The organism is Streptomyces sp. NPDC020996 (assembly GCF_040641355.1).
Taxonomy (GTDB): domain Bacteria; phylum Actinomycetota; class Actinomycetes; order Streptomycetales; family Streptomycetaceae; genus Streptomyces.
The window spans coordinates 1-13,420 of sequence record NZ_JBFADM010000065.1 but is presented as its reverse complement, the minus strand read 5'-3'; the positions used below and the strand labels follow the sequence as shown (position 1 = coordinate 13,420).

The window sequence follows — 13,420 nt, the reverse complement described above, 5'->3', positions numbered from 1 at the left end:
ACGACGTCGTGCCGGTCGTCCGGCCGCCGACCACCCCGGCGCCGTCGGTCCGTGACCGGTCACCTTCCGCGGTCCCGGAGCTGTCTCTGCGGGCACACGGCGGCAGGAGGGGGCCGCGCGGTCTCGCCGGGGCGTGCGGTCTCGCCGGGCCGTGCGGTCTCGCCGGGCCGCGCGGTGTCGCCGGGCTGTGCGGCGTGCGCGGCCGCGGCGGCTCGCCGTGCCCCCGCCGTTCGCCGCACGGCCCCGACCCGCGTCCGGCGGCTGCCGCGGGAGGCGCCGTCCCCGCCCCTTCCCGGGCAGGCGCGCAGCGACACCGCGCGGAAGCGGACGGACCGCCGCGCCAGGCGATCCGGGTGGCCGTGCGCGACGCGTGCCCGGCGGACACCGGTACTGCGAGCGGAGGCGGCCCGCCCGCTGCCCGCACGGTCCGGGCCCGGCTCCGCGCGGGCCGCGGGGCCCGCTGCCGCGCGGGCCGGACCGGCGGGCCCCGCGGGACGCGCCGGCTCCGCCCGGCGGCGCGAAGGGCGCGAAGGGCGCGGACGGCGGGGACGGCGGGGACGGCGAGGCGGCGACGCCTGCCGGGCGGGCCGGGCGGTGACCGGCCGCTGCGCCCGCTCGCCGTCCGCGGCCAGCGGCTCGGTCGCCAGCAGGGCCTGCCGCAGCCGTTCGAGACAGCGCCGCAGGATGCGCGAGACCTGCATCTGCGAGACACCGATGACGTCCGCGATCTGCTGCTGGGTCTGTTCCCGGTAGAAACGCAGGAAGAGCACCCGGCGGTCCCGCTCCGGCAACCGCTTCACCAGGGACGTCACCGTCAGGGTGTCGAGGACCCGGCCGAGAGCCGCGTCCTCGGCGCCGATCAGGCAGGCGAGCGGGGAGTCCTGGTCGTGCGCCGCCGGCTCGTCCAGGGAACGCGGGCGGCACTCGTGCACCGCACGCAGCGCGGACAGCACGCGCTGGGGTTCGAGCCCGGTGTGCTCGGCTATCTGCTCAGGGGTGGGCGGGCAGCCGCCGAGGCGCTGCTCGAGTTCCTCGACGGCCTGGAAGACCTGGCGGCTCGCCTCGTGCAGCGGGCGGGGAAGCCGCACGGCCGCGGTGCGATCGCGCAGGTGCCGCCGCAGCTCACCGGTCACCTTCGGCAGCGCGTACGACAGGAAGGCGTGCCCGAGTGCCGGGTCGTATCCGTCGACGGCCTTGACCAGCCCGAGCGAGGCGACCTGGACCAGGTCGTCGAGGTCCTCCCCGCGGTTCCGGTAGCGGCGCGCCACCCGGCGGGCCAGCGGGAGCAGCAGGACCAGCACCTGGTCCCGCAGCGCGGTGCGCCGGGGTCCCGGAGGCTGCTCCGCCATCTCCCGCATCAGCTCGTCGAACCGCTCGGAGGACGGTTCCGCCGCGGCGGTGGCGTCGCGGGGCCGGAGCGGGCCGGCGGCTGAGGAAGACATGGGACTCCGCAGGGGTCGGGCCGGCTGGCGGGCGGCGGCGGATGCCGTCGCGCACCGCCGCCCGGAGAGCGGCGGCGGCCGGCGGTCTCAGGTGACGCTGCTGTCGTCGGTGCCGGGGCGTGGCCGGCCAGGCCCCTCGGGGAGCCGGGCTGTCCACCCGGTCCGTGCACGTCACCCGTTACGGATGCCATGAAACACACCGTGACCGGGGGCCGCGAGGAGTCGGCCGCCAACGGGGTGACGGGGGCGGCCGGCCCGGGCCGGGCAGGGCGATCCCCGCGCCGGTCCGGCGGGTCACCGTCCCCGGTCCAGGGGAGTGGCGGACCGTGCCGCCCCGTTTACGCGTCCGGGCCGGGGGTCACCCACTGGTCACATCACAGCTGCGTCCGAGGGAGTACGTCATGACGCTGGTCGCCGACTTCGTGCTGCAGCGCCTGCGGGAGTGGGGCGTGCACAGGGTGTACGGCTATCCCGGCGACGGGATCAACGCGCTGCTCGGCGCCTTCGACCGGGCGCAGGGGGAGCCGGAGTTCATCCAGGCCCGGCACGAGGAGATGGCGGCGTTCATGGCGTGCGCCCACGCCAAGTTCACCGGCGAAGTCGGCTGCTGCGTCGCCACGTCGGGGCCCGGCGCGGTGCATCTGCTCAACGGCCTGTACGACGCCAAGCTGGACCATCAGCCCGTCGTCGCCGTGGTCGGCCAGCAGAAGCGGCTGTCGCTCGGCGCCCACTACCAGCAGGAGATCGCCCTTCAGCAGCTGTTCGCGGACGTGTCCGAGTTCTGCCAGACGGTCTCGCACCCGGCGCAGGTCCGGCACGTCGTCGACCGGGCGTTCAAGACCGCGCTCACCACCCGCGGCGTCGCCACGGTCATCATCCCCAGCGACGTGCAGGAAGAGGAGGCCCAGCCCTCGCCGCCCAAGGAGCACGGGTCGGTGTTCTCCAGCGTCGGCTGGAGCCGCCCGCTGCTGCTGCCCGACGAGGCCGAGCTGCGCAGGGCGGCCGGCGTCCTGAACGCCGGCCGCAAGGTCGCCATGATCATCGGCCAGGGGGCCGCCCACGCGGAGGACGAGGTCGTCGAGGCGGCCGAACTGCTCGGCGCGGGGGTGGCGAAGGCACTGCTGGGCCGGGAGGTGCTGCCCGACGACCTCCCGTTCGTCACCGGACCCATCGGCCTGCTCGGCAGCAAGGCCAGCGACGACATGATCCGCGGCTGCGACACCCTCTTCATGATCGGCAGCAGTTTCCCGTACTCGGAGTGGCTGCCCGACGAGGGCCAGGCCCACGGCGTGGAGATCGACATCGACGGGCGGATGATCGGTATCCGCTACCCGATGGACGCCCACCTCGTCGGGGACGCCAAGGAGACCCTCAGGGCCCTGCTGCCGCTGCTGCGCCGCAAGGAGGACCGCGGCTGGCGGAAGAAGATCGAGAAGGACGTCGCCGAGTGGAACACGATCTGCCGGAAGCGGGCCGACCAGCACTTCGGCAAGACGATCAACCCGGAGGCGGTGGCCGCGGAACTCTCGCCCAGGCTGCCGGACGACGTCATCCTGACCGCCGACTCCGGCTCCGGCACCAACTGGTGGGCGCGCCACCTGAAACTGCGCCGGGGGATGCAGGCGTCCCTGTCGGGGACGCTGGCCACCATGGGGCCGGGCACCCCGTACGCCATCGCCGCCCGCTTCGCCCACCCCGACCGGCCGGTCATCGCCTTCATCGGGGACGGCGCCTTCCAGATGAACGGCATGAACGAGATGATCACCGTCAAGCGGTACCTGGACCGGCTGTCCGGTCCGGCACCGCTGGTCTTCTGCGTCTTCAACAACCAGGACCTCAACCAGGTCACCTGGGAACAGCGCGCCATGGCCGGCGACCCCAGGTTCCCCGGCTCCCAGGCCATCCCGGACATCCCCTACGCCCGGTACGCCGAACTCATCGGCCTCAAGGGCGTGTACTGCGACAAGCCGAGGAAGATCGGCAAGGCGTGGGACGAGGCGCTGTCCAGCGACCGGCCGGTGGTGCTGGAGTTCAAGGTCGATCCGGAGATCGCGCCGATCCCGCCGCACATCATGGAGACCCAGGCCAAGAAGGCCGCCAAGGCGGCCGTGCGGGATCCGGAGGGCGTGGGCATCGCGGCGAAGGGCGTGCGCCAGAAGATCACCGAGGCGGTGGCGCACGTGCCGGGGCGGTCTTCATGACCGATGCCGCGTCCGCCGGAGCGGCGGGGCTGGAGAAGTGCCGTATCGACGCGGTCGACGTGCACGCCTTCGAGGTGCCCACCGACGGCCCCGACGGCAGGGAACAGGACGGGACGCTGGAGTGGGACGCCACGACCGTGGTCCTGGTCCGGGTGCACGCCGGAGGCGCCACCGGACTCGGCTACACCTACGGCGACGTGTCGGTCGCGTCCTTCGTGGTCTCGCAGCTCGCCCCGCTGCTGAAGGGGCAGCACGTCACCGCGCCGCCGCTGCTGTGGCACCGCATGGGGACGGCGATCCGCAACGCGGGCCGGCCCGGTGTCGGGGCCATGGCCCGCTCGGCGGCCGACGTGGCGCTGTGGGACCTCAAGGCGAGACTGCTGGGCCTGCCGCTGATCCGTCTCCTGCCCGCCTACCACGACCGGGTGCCGGTCTACGGCAGCGGCGGATTCACCAACTACCCGCTCGACCGGCTCACCGAGCAGCTCGCCGGATGGGTCGGCCAGGGCATCCCCCGGGTGAAGCTCAAGACCTCGCGCGATCCGGGGCGCGACCCGAAGCGGCTGACGGCCGTCCGCAGGGCGGTCGGCGACGAGCCGGAGATCCTCACGGACGCCAACGGCGCGCTCGAGCGCAAGGAGGCGCTGTACTGGGCGCGCAGGTTCCACGACGAGTGGGACGTGCGATGGCTGGAGGAGCCCGTCAGCTCGGCCGACCTGGACGGGCTGCGCATGCTGCGCGACCGGGGCCCGGAGCGCCTGGAGATCGCGGCGGGCGAATACGCCTTCACGACGCGGGACTTCGTCGATCTCCTGGAGCCCCCCGCGGTGGACTGCCTGCAGGCCGATGTGACCCGCTGCGGAGGCATCACGGCGGTGCTGGAGGTGGCCGGCCTGTCGGTGGCCCGCCACCTCGATCTGTCCGCCCACTGCGCCCCTGCGCTCTCCGCCCACGTCTTCTGCGCGGTACGCCGGCTGCGGCACCTGGAGTACTTCCACGACCACGTCCGCGTCGAGCGGCTGCTGTTCGACGGCACCCTGGCGCCCGAGGGCGGCGCCCTGCGGCCCGACCCCGGACGGCCCGGCCTCGGACTGGAGGTCAAATGGGCCGACGCCGAGCCCTACCGCGTGTACGGAGCGCGCTCCGCCTGACCGGCCCGCCCGTGACAAGGGCGCCTGCGCCGTGTCGCGGCCGTACGAGACCGCCGCCGCGCTGCCCGCCCCGCCGCTGGACACGCAGCAGGGGACCACCGTCTCGGCCTTCGTCCGGGAACAGCGGCTGAGCCGCTGCCGACGCGACCTCGCCGACCCCTCGCTGGCCCACCACAGCATCCGCTTCGTGGCCGCCCGGTGGGGATTTCCCCGTCCCGCAGAGTTCACCCGCACCTTCCGGGCGGCCACCGGGCTGTCGCCCAGCGAGTACCGGGAGACCGCGCGGGCCGTCCGGGTCGAGGCCCCGGGCGGTGTCTCACCGGGGGAACACTGCGGTTGCGTGCCGGGACAGGCGGCCGGGTGACCGCTCTCGGCCCGCGCCCCGGGCTCGGTTGCGGTAGGCGATGTCGGCATTCAGCGCCGTGGCGAAGAGACACCAGGCCGCGTAGGGGAGGAGTGCCCGTGCGGCCGGCCGGTCCGCGGCGGCCGTACGCCGGATCAGGTGAACATTGCCGGCGTCGAGCAGGAGCGTTCCCACCAGCCCGGCGCGGGTACTGCGGCAGCCGAAGAACAGCCAGTTCCAGCCCGCGTTCAGCACCAGGTTGCCCGCCAGGCTGCCGATGAGACGACGGCGCTGCTCCGGCCGCGCCCGCAGCAGCGCCCGGCCCGACGCGGCGGCGATCGAGGCGTAGAGGGGCGTCCATACCAAGCCGAACGCCCGGCTCGGCGGCTGCCAGCGCGGTTTTTCCAGCCCGCGGTACCAGGGGCTGTCGGCGTCCACCGCCAGCCCGCCCAACACGGCCGTCGCGGCCACCGCGCCCGCCGTGGCCGCGTACGTCTTCGCTCGATTCGCCGGCGGGTGCGCCGTGAACGCTGCCGTCAGGTGCATGCGTACCTCCGTGGTCGGTCGGGCGGCCCTGTACGTGTACCCGTTCCGGCGGGGGAGCCCACAGGTCGGACGGGTGGTCAGCGCAGTCCGTGCAGGCCGAGCCGGAGCAAGGTCAGGGTGTGCTCGCCGACGTCGTCCGGGTCGGCGCCGTTCTCGACGGCCGTCATGGCGGCCTGGAGGAGTCCGCCGACGAGCTGCGTGGTCAGCCGCGGGTTGGTGGGGCCGGCCTCGGCGATGGCGCTCAGCAGGGGGGCGTAATGGAGCTGGTGGAGCTCCTGGACGCGGTCGCGGCATTCGCGGGGGAGGTCGGCGCGCATCAGTGCGGCGGCGGGGCGGTGCATGCCCTGGGCGGCGAGGTGGAGTTCGGTGCGGATGAAGGCGTCGAGCCGGGCGGCCGGCTCGGCCTCGCCTTCCAGCGACTCGGCGATGGCGGTGTTGGCGGCGGTGAAGGACTCCTCGACGAGGGCGGCCAGCAACGCGGCGCTGGAGGGGAAGTACTGGTAGAAGCTGGAGCGTGCCAGCCCGGCGCGGGCGCCGACCGCCGCCGGGGTGACGGCGGCGGCGCCCTGTTCGACCAGTATGTCGGTGGCGGCCCGGATCAGTGCGGCCCGTTGCTGGGCGCGGTGCTCGGCGACGGTTGCGGCACTGATCTTGGGCATGGTGCGGGTTGCCTTCCGAAGTGTTGGTCAGGTCAGCCGGCCGTCCCGCAGGGTGAGGACCTGGTCGGCGGTGTCCAGTATCTCGGTGTCGTGCGTGACCATGACCGTGGCGGTGTTGTGCACCCGGGTCTGTTCGGCGAGCAGGTCGACGACGTCGCGGGCACGGGCGCGGTCCAGGGCGGAGGTGGGCTCGTCGACGAGCAGCACCTCGGGGGCCAGGATCAGCGCCCGGGCCAGACCGATGCGCTGGCGTTCGCCGCCGGACAGCTGGTGCGGGCGCCGGTCCGCGCGCTGTGTCATGCCGACCGCTTCCAGCAGTTCGTCGGCGCGGCGGCGGGCGGCGGCGTCCAGCTTCCCGGCGATGTGGGCGGGCAGCAGGAGCTGCTCACGGGCGGTGAGGGAGGCCAGCAGGTTGGCGTGCTGGAAGACGTAGCCGATGTGGTGCCGTCGGTGGGCGGTGCGCTGGTGTTCCTTCAGCGTCGTCAGATCGGTGCCGGCGACGTGGACGGTGCCCTGGGACGGCGTCTGGAGGCCGCCGGCCACCGCGAGCAGACTGGACTTGCCCGAGCCGGAGGGCCCGGTGACGGCGAGGAACTGCCCGGGGGAGACGGTCAGGCTGACCTGGTCGAGGGCGGTCACCTGCTGCTGGCCGCTGCCCAGGCGCAGGGTGACGTCGGTCAGGCGCAGGGACGCGGGGGCCGGGTGGGTACCGGCGGCCGCGGAGGCGGGGGAGGGGATGGTCATCGGTCGGCTCCGAGGGCGGTGAGGGCCTGCACTTTGGTGATGCGGCGGACCGCGACCGCGGCGCCGGCCAGGCCGAGGACGATCAGGAGGACCGCCGCCATGGTGACCTGGTCCGGCTTGAGCGCGAAGGGCGCCGAGCCGTTCATGGCTCCCCCGAGGGCCAGCCCGACGGCGGTTCCGGCGGCGGTCGCGGCGGTGAGGACGGCGGCGGCCTGGATCAGGGCGTCGCGCAGGATGTAGCCGGTGCTCGCGCCGATCGCCTTGAGCAGGGCGATCTCCTGGCGGCGCTGGATGGTCCACACGGTGAAGAAGGAACCGACGACCAGCGCCGAGATCGCGTAGAGGAAGCCGCGGATCAGGGACATGGTGCTGGACTCGGCCGTGTAGCCGGGGGAGGCGGCGTAGGCGCCGGTCTTGTCGGTGGTGTGGGTGCCCAGCTCGCGGTCGATCGCGGCGACGTCGGCGCCGGAGGACAGCTGGAGGGCCACGGCGGTCGCCTGGTCGGTGGCGGCGGCCGGAAGCGGGCCGGGGAGCCCGTAGTGGAGCTTCTGCCACAGCGGCAGCGGCGCGTAGACGACGCCGACGTGGCCGAAGGAGGCGTGACCGATCGTGCCGACGACGGTGAGCTCGGTGTCCGCGCCGCCGACGGTGAGCCGGTCGCCGATCTTGACGCCGTCCGCGGCGATCTCCTCGCTGATGAGGATGCCGTCCGGCCGGGAGGACAGCGGCGCGCCGGTGCTGGGCTTCGGGGCGAGGAAGCCGCTCGGCCGTACGCCGAAGACGGCCAGGTCGAGCTGCTTGTGGCCGCGGGCGAGCTGCGCGTGCGCGAGCTGCTGGCCGAGCGGCTCGGCCTTGCGCACCCCTGGCCGGCCGGCCCAGGCCTGCCAGGTCTCGCGGGTGACGGTGGAGCGGGAGAACAGCTCTCCGGAGGCGGACTTGGAGAAGGCGAGGTGCGTCACCGGCAGGGCGCGCAGGGAGGAGATGCCGGCGTCGGCCAGGCCGCTGGCGAGTCCGGACAGGATGACGCCGAGTACCGCGATCAGGGCGACGACGGCACCGACGAGCGCGAAACGACCGCGGGCGAACCGCAGGTCACGCATGGCGAGGAACATGTGCGGATCCGTCCGGCTCAGGCGCCGACGGCGGCGACGGTCTCGAACGTCTCCACCTCGCTGGACATCCCCTGCGTGGACGGCCCGTGCGCCGCGCGGAACGCCGCCGACCGCGTCCAGGCCGTGAACGCGTCCTCGGTGGTGAAGTCCATCACCGCGACGTAGGTTCCCCCCGCCTGCCCCGGACGCAGCAGGCGTGCGGAGAGCAGCCCGTCGACCCCGGACAGCGTCTCACGCATGCTCGCCGTGAAGCGCTCCTCGAACGCCGCCGCGGCCGGCGCGGGGACCGGGATCCGGTTCATCACCGTGTACATGTCCATCTCCATCTCTCACAACGGGAACAGGCCGTCCGGCAAACACTTTGCCGACACCCATGTCAGCATCCTAACGCGTTTCCCGACGTGAGCGTCAGCAACCTTGATGCGGGCTGTTGGATGACGTATCCGGCACGATCTGACCGCTTCGGCCACGGAATCAGTGACGAACGGGTCGCGGAAGTGCGCTTTCCCTCTGTCCGGCCTTGTGCGAGCACCGAAGACTCAGGCACAGTGACGTCGGCATGCGCTCCGACGAGGCTGCGGCGGTCGAGGCATGAGAAGCAGACCGCACGCAGGAAAGACAGGGTGAACAGTGACGGCCATGGCCCGCTTCCGAGATCGCGTGGCGATCGTCACGGGCGCCGGCGCCCCCGACGGCATCGGCATGGCCGTCGCCCGGGCGCTGGCGGCAGAGGGCTGCCGGGTGGTGCTGGGCGCCACGTCCGAGCGGATCCACCAGCGCGCGGCGGAGATCGGTGAGGCCGCCGTCGGCGTCGTGGCCGACCTGACCGCCGAGGAGGGCGCGAACGCACTGGTGCAGGCGGCGCTGGGGCGCTGGGGCCGGCTGGACGTGCTGGTGAACAACGCCGGCATGACGTCGGTGACGTCCGGCTGGGACGCGGAGGAGGAGGTCGCCGCCCTGTCGCTGGCCGAGTGGGACGCGGCGCTGGCCCGCAACCTCACGACGGCCTTCCTGATGTCCCGGGCCGTCGTTCCCCCGATGCGCTCGGCCGGTTACGGCCGCATCGTCTCCATCGGCTCCACCACCGGCACGGTCAACGCGATGCCCGGGCAGGCCACGTACACCGCGGCGAAGGCGGGACTGGTGGGGCTCTGCCGGGCGCTCGCCCTGGAAGTCGTCGGGGACGGCGTCACCGTGAACGTGGTGGCGCCCGGCTATGTCGCGACCGGCTCACAGCTGGAGTTCGAGGCGGAGGCCGCCGCGGCGGGCCCGATCGGGCGCAGCGGGACGCCCGAGGAGATCGCCGCCTGCGTGCTGTTCCTGGCGCACGAGTCGGCCTCGTTCGTCACCGGCTCGGTCCTCGTGGCCGACGGCGGCCACGGCCTCCCCGAGACCTGGCCCCGGCCCTGAATCGATCCTGGTGCCGGCTTGGGCGGAGCCGGTGCGGGCACGCCGGCTCCGCCTGACCGCGGATCAGCTCTGCTGCGCCGCCGCGACCGCCTTGCGCAGCGCGTCGAGGAAGTCTCGCCCGGCGTCGTCGTCGCCGAGAGCGACGTAGTAGGCGCCGTACTCCGGGTGCCGGGACCAGTGGGCATTGATGCTGATGCCGCTGTCCTCCAGAGCGCGGCCATGGCCCGGGAAGCGGTCGGCCACGGCGTTGCGGCCGGACAGGCTCATGCCGTCCAGCCGGGCGGACATGACGGTGGTGCCGGTGGACGCCCGGGTCACCGCGACCACCAGGTGGCGGGGGGTGAACAGGGCGACGGTGCGATGCTCGGGGTCCGGATCCGACATGCCCTTCAGCCGCGAGAACAGCCCCGTCTTGTACAGGCGCGTGCTCACGGTGTCACAGCAGGCCACCGCGTTCGCCAGGACGTCGCCGAGGGAACGCTCCTCCGCGTGCGCGGCGATCGCGGCACGCGTGTCCGGCTCGATGTCCTGCGGTCCGCAGGATCTGCTGCCGCGCTTGTACAACCGCTCCATCTGGCCCCTCATCCCCTGATACGTCGGTCACGGCGGATACGACGGATCGATCCGTGTGCGTGGGGGGCGTGCACAGGTTACACGCCCGACCGCACCGACCTGCCCGCATCGCGCTCGGGTCCAGGCCGACCGATCGGATACACACGACACCTTGTGCGTGGTTATCTTCTCTCCGGCGATCACCGTCCGGATGTCCGGACCGACGCCACTGCCGACCCTGCGCTCCCTGCTGCCTTCAACCACCCTCCGAGAGGTGCCTCATGTCAAGCCGCCTTGCCCTGCTCGCCATGCCCGGTGAGAAACTTACGGCGCTGCCCGTCGACGAGCTGGCCCGCCTGCTGCTGAGCGACCTGGATCTGGACAAGCCGCCGCTGAACCTGGACAACTGGGTGCGGTCGATGCGGAGACAGCACCGCAAGGATCCGGCCGCTATGGGCGCCGTGAGCGAGGCCGTGGCCTGGCTGCGCCACCACATGTACCTCGTGGACGACCTGCGCTACAGCGCGTCGGACGGCTGGGTGATCATCAGCCGGCAGGGCAGGGCCTGGCTGCGGGGCACCGACCGGGACGCGTGAGCGTCCCGCCCGTGCTCCCGGCGGGCCGTGAGCCGCCCACCACGTGATCCTGGCGGGCCGCCGCGGCCGCACCGGCCCGCCAGGGCCGTCGGCCAGGCGCCGGTGGCCGAAAAGCTCTCGCTGCACATCAGGCGTTCCTCGCCCCAGCATCGTTCAGCCCCCAGGCGTTCACGCGGGCTTCTCACACTTGGCGCGTCCCAGCACGTACGCGCCTGCCGTCCCGCGGGAGTTGAACATGAGCCACGGCCACGACCACGGCCATCACCACCACCATCACCACGGGGACGAGGACCTCTCGTCCCTGCCGCCCGCCCTCGACACGTCCATCCCCGACGAGGAGTTGACGCCCAGCCAGCACTCGCGCCGCTCCATGCTGCGCCGCGCCGGGCTGCTCGGCGCCGGACTCGCGGCGGGCAGCGTGCTCAGCGGCGCGGGAGAGGCGGCCGCGTCGACCGCGGCGATGCCCGCCACCCACACCTCACGCTCCGGCCGGTACCTGTGGCTGGCCGGTGACCACCACATCCACACCCAGCACAGTTCGGACGGCAAGTACCGCGTCATCGACCACGTCCGTCAGGCGAACGCGCACGGCCTGGACTGGATGGTCATCACCGACCACGGCAGCGTCACCCACGCCAAGATCGGCGTGGAGAAGGTCAATCCGGACATCGTCGCCGCCCGTGACCAGATCGAGGACACGCTGGTCTTCCAGGGCCTGGAGTGGAACATCCCGGCCGCCGAGCACGGCACCGTCTTCGTCCACCCCGGCAAGAACGAGGTCGCGGTTCTGAAGGAGTTCGAGAACTCCTTCGACGGCAGCGTCAAGGGCGCCACCGCCGGCACGGCCACGAACGAGGCGCTGGCCATCGCGGGCATCAACTTCCTCGCCGAGCAGGTGCAGCGGCGCAAGGTCAAGGACGCCCTGCTCCTGGCCAACCACCCGGCCCGCAAGGGCATCGACTCCCCGCACGAGATCCGCGGCTGGCGGGACGCGCAGCCCTCGATCGCGGTCGGCATGGAGGGCGCCCCCGGCCACCAGGCCGCCGGCATCGCCGCCCCGAACGGCCCCGGTTCCGGGCGCGGATACTACGACAACAGCCCCAGCGCCGACTCGTTCGCGGCGTACCCGCTGGAGAGCTACCGCACCTGGGGCGGCTTCGACTGGATGACCGCCACCGTCGGCGGCCTGTGGGACAGCCTGCTCGCCGAGGGCAAGCCCTGGTGGATCACCGCCAACTCCGACTCCCACAGCGTCTACGCCGACAACTCCGTCCGCGGTCCGAACAGCGACTTCGCGGGCAACGGCCGTTACAACGACCCCGTCTACGGCGGCGGGCTCAACCTCACCGACGGCGACTACTGGCCCGGCCAGTACTCCCGTACCCATGTCGGCGCCGCGTCCTTCTCCTACCAGGCGGTCATGGACGGCATCCGGGCCGGCCGCGTCTGGGTCGACCACGGCGGACTGATCAGCGGCCTGAACGCGCAACTGCGCTCCGACGGCCGGGCGGTGACCCTGGGCGGGATGCTGCAGGTGCGCCGCGGCAGCGAGGTCGACCTGGTCGTCGAGATCAGCCTCGCGAACGGCCCCAACTGGGCGCAGTTCGTGCCCACGCTGGCCCGCGTCGACGTCATCCAGGGCGATGTCACAGGGCCGGTGTCGGACAAGGACACCTTCACCACGCCGAACACCAAGGTCGTGAAGTCCTTCGAGGTGAACAAGGCCACCGGCGCGGTCCGTCTGACGTACTCGCTCGGGCCCGTGGACAAGCCGGTGTACGTGCGGCTGCGCGGCACCGACGGCAACCGCACCGCCGTCGGCCTGGGCGGCTCCTCCGTCGACCCGGCCGGCCCCGCCATGGACGTCCTCGGCGACGCGGACCCGTGGAAGGACCTGTGGTTCTACTCCAACCCGATGTGGGTCCTGCCCGCATGACCGCACCCCACACCGTGTCCGGCGTCCGCCCCGTCATCGGGGTGGACGCCGGGACGGCGAGCCTGCGCGAGGCCGACCACCTCGTCCACCAGCTGGCGGACCGGCTCGGACTCCCGGCCGGCACGATCGCCTGCACCCACCTGATCCGCACCGAGGACCGGCGGGGCACCGCCGTCTCCCTCGCCCCGCCCGACGCCGGCGCGGCCGAGGCGGCATGGCGGCGACTGGCCGCCCTGGACATGCCGGAACTGGGCGCGGCGCTCGGGGACCGTACGCACGGGCCGCTCACGGCGGCCCGCACGGCCGCGCTCGCCGCCGCGGAACACGCCGCCCGGCGCGGCGGCCGGGCCGTGCTCTATCCCGGAGTCGAGCACCTCACCGGCACCGTCACGGTGGCCGACCTGCTCGCCCTGACCGCCGTCGACCGGCTCACGGTGGTCGGAGCGCCGGCCGACGGGCCGGGGCCCGACCCGGCCACCCCCGTGCACACCCGCGACCACGTACGGCCCGAATGGCGTGACGGGCGGCTGGCCCTCGCCCTGGTCCCGGCCGCCGGCGGCACCCTCGCGCCCTTCGAGGTGCCCGAGCCCACACCCTGCTGCGCGGACCACGCCTGACGACGGCCCCACCCCCTGTCGGCGTCCCTCACCGATCACGTAGTCGGGGATGTCGAACCGGTTCGGCTCCGCCTCGAAGTCCTCCGGCGTCACGTCCGCGCCGACGAGGTG

Annotated in this window: 14 protein-coding genes; 7 read left to right on the top strand and 7 right to left on the bottom strand. The window is 73.2% G+C overall.

Annotation, left to right across the window (positions count from 1 at the left end):
• Positions 1 to 59: 59 nt before the first annotated feature.
• A complete protein-coding gene (locus tag AB0G63_RS32210) occupies positions 60 to 1,442 on the bottom strand; it encodes a sigma-70 family RNA polymerase sigma factor (protein WP_360757549.1) in 1,383 nt (460 codons plus the stop codon).
• A 401-nt stretch (positions 1,443 to 1,843) separates the two neighbouring features.
• On the opposite strand from AB0G63_RS32210, the gene AB0G63_RS32205 reads away from it, so the two are divergent.
• From AB0G63_RS32205 to AB0G63_RS32195, 3 genes are read left to right on the top strand one after another with little or no spacing between them, the layout of a single operon-like run.
• Entirely contained in the window at positions 1,844 to 3,643 is a 1,800-nt protein-coding gene (locus tag AB0G63_RS32205; protein ID WP_360757546.1) for a thiamine pyrophosphate-requiring protein, read from the top strand.
• The gene (locus AB0G63_RS32200; RefSeq protein WP_360757543.1) at positions 3,640 to 4,794 is read left to right on the top strand and encodes an enolase C-terminal domain-like protein; all 1,155 of its coding nucleotides are present in this window, start codon (positions 3,640 to 3,642) and stop codon (positions 4,792 to 4,794) included. Before AB0G63_RS32205 ends, AB0G63_RS32200 begins: the two co-directional genes overlap by 4 nt.
• Before the next feature lie 31 nt (positions 4,795 to 4,825).
• Entirely contained in the window at positions 4,826 to 5,158 is a 333-nt protein-coding gene (locus AB0G63_RS32195; RefSeq protein ID WP_360757541.1) for a helix-turn-helix domain-containing protein, read from the top strand.
• Here AB0G63_RS32195 and AB0G63_RS32190 read toward each other — a convergent pair.
• From AB0G63_RS32190 to AB0G63_RS32170, 5 genes are all read right to left on the bottom strand, one after another.
• Entirely contained in the window at positions 5,111 to 5,683 is a 573-nt protein-coding gene (locus AB0G63_RS32190; RefSeq protein ID WP_360757538.1) for a TspO/MBR family protein, read from the bottom strand. The two genes, AB0G63_RS32195 and AB0G63_RS32190, sit on opposite strands and share 48 nt — an antisense overlap.
• A 77-nt stretch (positions 5,684 to 5,760) precedes the next feature.
• Complete coding sequence (locus tag AB0G63_RS32185; RefSeq protein ID WP_360757536.1) at positions 5,761 to 6,342, bottom strand: helix-turn-helix domain-containing protein; 582 nt, start codon at positions 6,340 to 6,342, stop codon at positions 5,761 to 5,763.
• Positions 6,343 to 6,369: 27 nt separating this feature from the next.
• Positions 6,370 to 7,086: an ABC transporter ATP-binding protein gene (locus AB0G63_RS32180; protein ID WP_360757534.1), complete on the bottom strand. Its 717-nt coding sequence runs from the start codon at positions 7,084 to 7,086 to the stop codon at positions 6,370 to 6,372.
• Complete coding sequence (locus tag AB0G63_RS32175; RefSeq protein WP_360757531.1) at positions 7,083 to 8,198, bottom strand: ABC transporter permease; 1,116 nt, start codon at positions 8,196 to 8,198, stop codon at positions 7,083 to 7,085. The genes AB0G63_RS32180 and AB0G63_RS32175 overlap by 4 nt, the downstream gene beginning before the upstream one ends.
• A gap of 17 nt (positions 8,199 to 8,215) precedes the next feature.
• Positions 8,216 to 8,512 carry an antibiotic biosynthesis monooxygenase gene (locus AB0G63_RS32170; protein WP_360757528.1) on the bottom strand — a complete coding sequence of 99 codons (297 nt, stop codon included), beginning with the start codon at positions 8,510 to 8,512 and terminating at the stop codon, positions 8,216 to 8,218.
• Positions 8,513 to 8,837: 325 nt separating this feature from the next.
• Between AB0G63_RS32170 and AB0G63_RS32165 the strand changes: the two genes are divergently transcribed.
• The gene (locus AB0G63_RS32165; RefSeq protein WP_360757526.1) at positions 8,838 to 9,608 is read left to right on the top strand and encodes an SDR family NAD(P)-dependent oxidoreductase; all 771 of its coding nucleotides are present in this window, start codon (positions 8,838 to 8,840) and stop codon (positions 9,606 to 9,608) included.
• A gap of 63 nt (positions 9,609 to 9,671) precedes the next feature.
• On the opposite strand, the gene AB0G63_RS32160 is transcribed toward AB0G63_RS32165, so the two are convergent.
• On the bottom strand, positions 9,672 to 10,181 hold the full coding sequence (locus tag AB0G63_RS32160; protein WP_360757524.1) for a hypothetical protein: 510 nt from the start codon (positions 10,179 to 10,181) through the stop codon (positions 9,672 to 9,674).
• A gap of 260 nt (positions 10,182 to 10,441) precedes the next feature.
• Between AB0G63_RS32160 and AB0G63_RS32155 the strand changes: the two genes are divergently transcribed.
• The 3 genes from AB0G63_RS32155 to AB0G63_RS32145 all read left to right on the top strand — a co-directional run bounded on the left by AB0G63_RS32155 (position 10,442) and on the right by AB0G63_RS32145 (position 13,309).
• Complete coding sequence (locus tag AB0G63_RS32155; RefSeq protein ID WP_360757523.1) at positions 10,442 to 10,756, top strand: hypothetical protein; 315 nt, start codon at positions 10,442 to 10,444, stop codon at positions 10,754 to 10,756.
• A gap of 235 nt (positions 10,757 to 10,991) precedes the next feature.
• A complete protein-coding gene (locus AB0G63_RS32150; RefSeq protein ID WP_360757520.1) occupies positions 10,992 to 12,692 on the top strand; it encodes a PHP domain-containing protein in 1,701 nt (566 codons plus the stop codon).
• Positions 12,689 to 13,309 carry a hypothetical protein gene (locus tag AB0G63_RS32145; protein ID WP_360757518.1) on the top strand — a complete coding sequence of 207 codons (621 nt, stop codon included), beginning with the start codon at positions 12,689 to 12,691 and terminating at the stop codon, positions 13,307 to 13,309. Before AB0G63_RS32150 ends, AB0G63_RS32145 begins: the two co-directional genes overlap by 4 nt.
• Positions 13,310 to 13,420 lie beyond the last annotated feature (111 nt).

Coding starts and splice junctions, on each gene's coding strand:
- AB0G63_RS32210 (WP_360757549.1), bottom strand. CDS start 1,442: ATGTCTTCCTCAGCCGCCGGCCCGCTCCGGCCCCGCGACGCCACCGCC.
- AB0G63_RS32205 (WP_360757546.1), top strand. CDS start 1,844: ATGACGCTGGTCGCCGACTTCGTGCTGCAGCGCCTGCGGGAGTGGGGC.
- AB0G63_RS32200 (WP_360757543.1), top strand. CDS start 3,640: ATGACCGATGCCGCGTCCGCCGGAGCGGCGGGGCTGGAGAAGTGCCGT.
- AB0G63_RS32190 (WP_360757538.1), bottom strand. CDS start 5,683: ATGCACCTGACGGCAGCGTTCACGGCGCACCCGCCGGCGAATCGAGCG.
- AB0G63_RS32185 (WP_360757536.1), bottom strand. CDS start 6,342: ATGCCCAAGATCAGTGCCGCAACCGTCGCCGAGCACCGCGCCCAGCAA.
- AB0G63_RS32180 (WP_360757534.1), bottom strand. CDS start 7,086: ATGACCATCCCCTCCCCCGCCTCCGCGGCCGCCGGTACCCACCCGGCC.
- AB0G63_RS32175 (WP_360757531.1), bottom strand. CDS start 8,198: ATGTTCCTCGCCATGCGTGACCTGCGGTTCGCCCGCGGTCGTTTCGCG.
- AB0G63_RS32170 (WP_360757528.1), bottom strand. CDS start 8,512: ATGTACACGGTGATGAACCGGATCCCGGTCCCCGCGCCGGCCGCGGCG.
- AB0G63_RS32165 (WP_360757526.1), top strand. CDS start 8,838: ATGGCCCGCTTCCGAGATCGCGTGGCGATCGTCACGGGCGCCGGCGCC.
- AB0G63_RS32160 (WP_360757524.1), bottom strand. CDS start 10,181: ATGGAGCGGTTGTACAAGCGCGGCAGCAGATCCTGCGGACCGCAGGAC.
- AB0G63_RS32155 (WP_360757523.1), top strand. CDS start 10,442: ATGTCAAGCCGCCTTGCCCTGCTCGCCATGCCCGGTGAGAAACTTACG.
- AB0G63_RS32150 (WP_360757520.1), top strand. CDS start 10,992: ATGAGCCACGGCCACGACCACGGCCATCACCACCACCATCACCACGGG.
- AB0G63_RS32145 (WP_360757518.1), top strand. CDS start 12,689: ATGACCGCACCCCACACCGTGTCCGGCGTCCGCCCCGTCATCGGGGTG.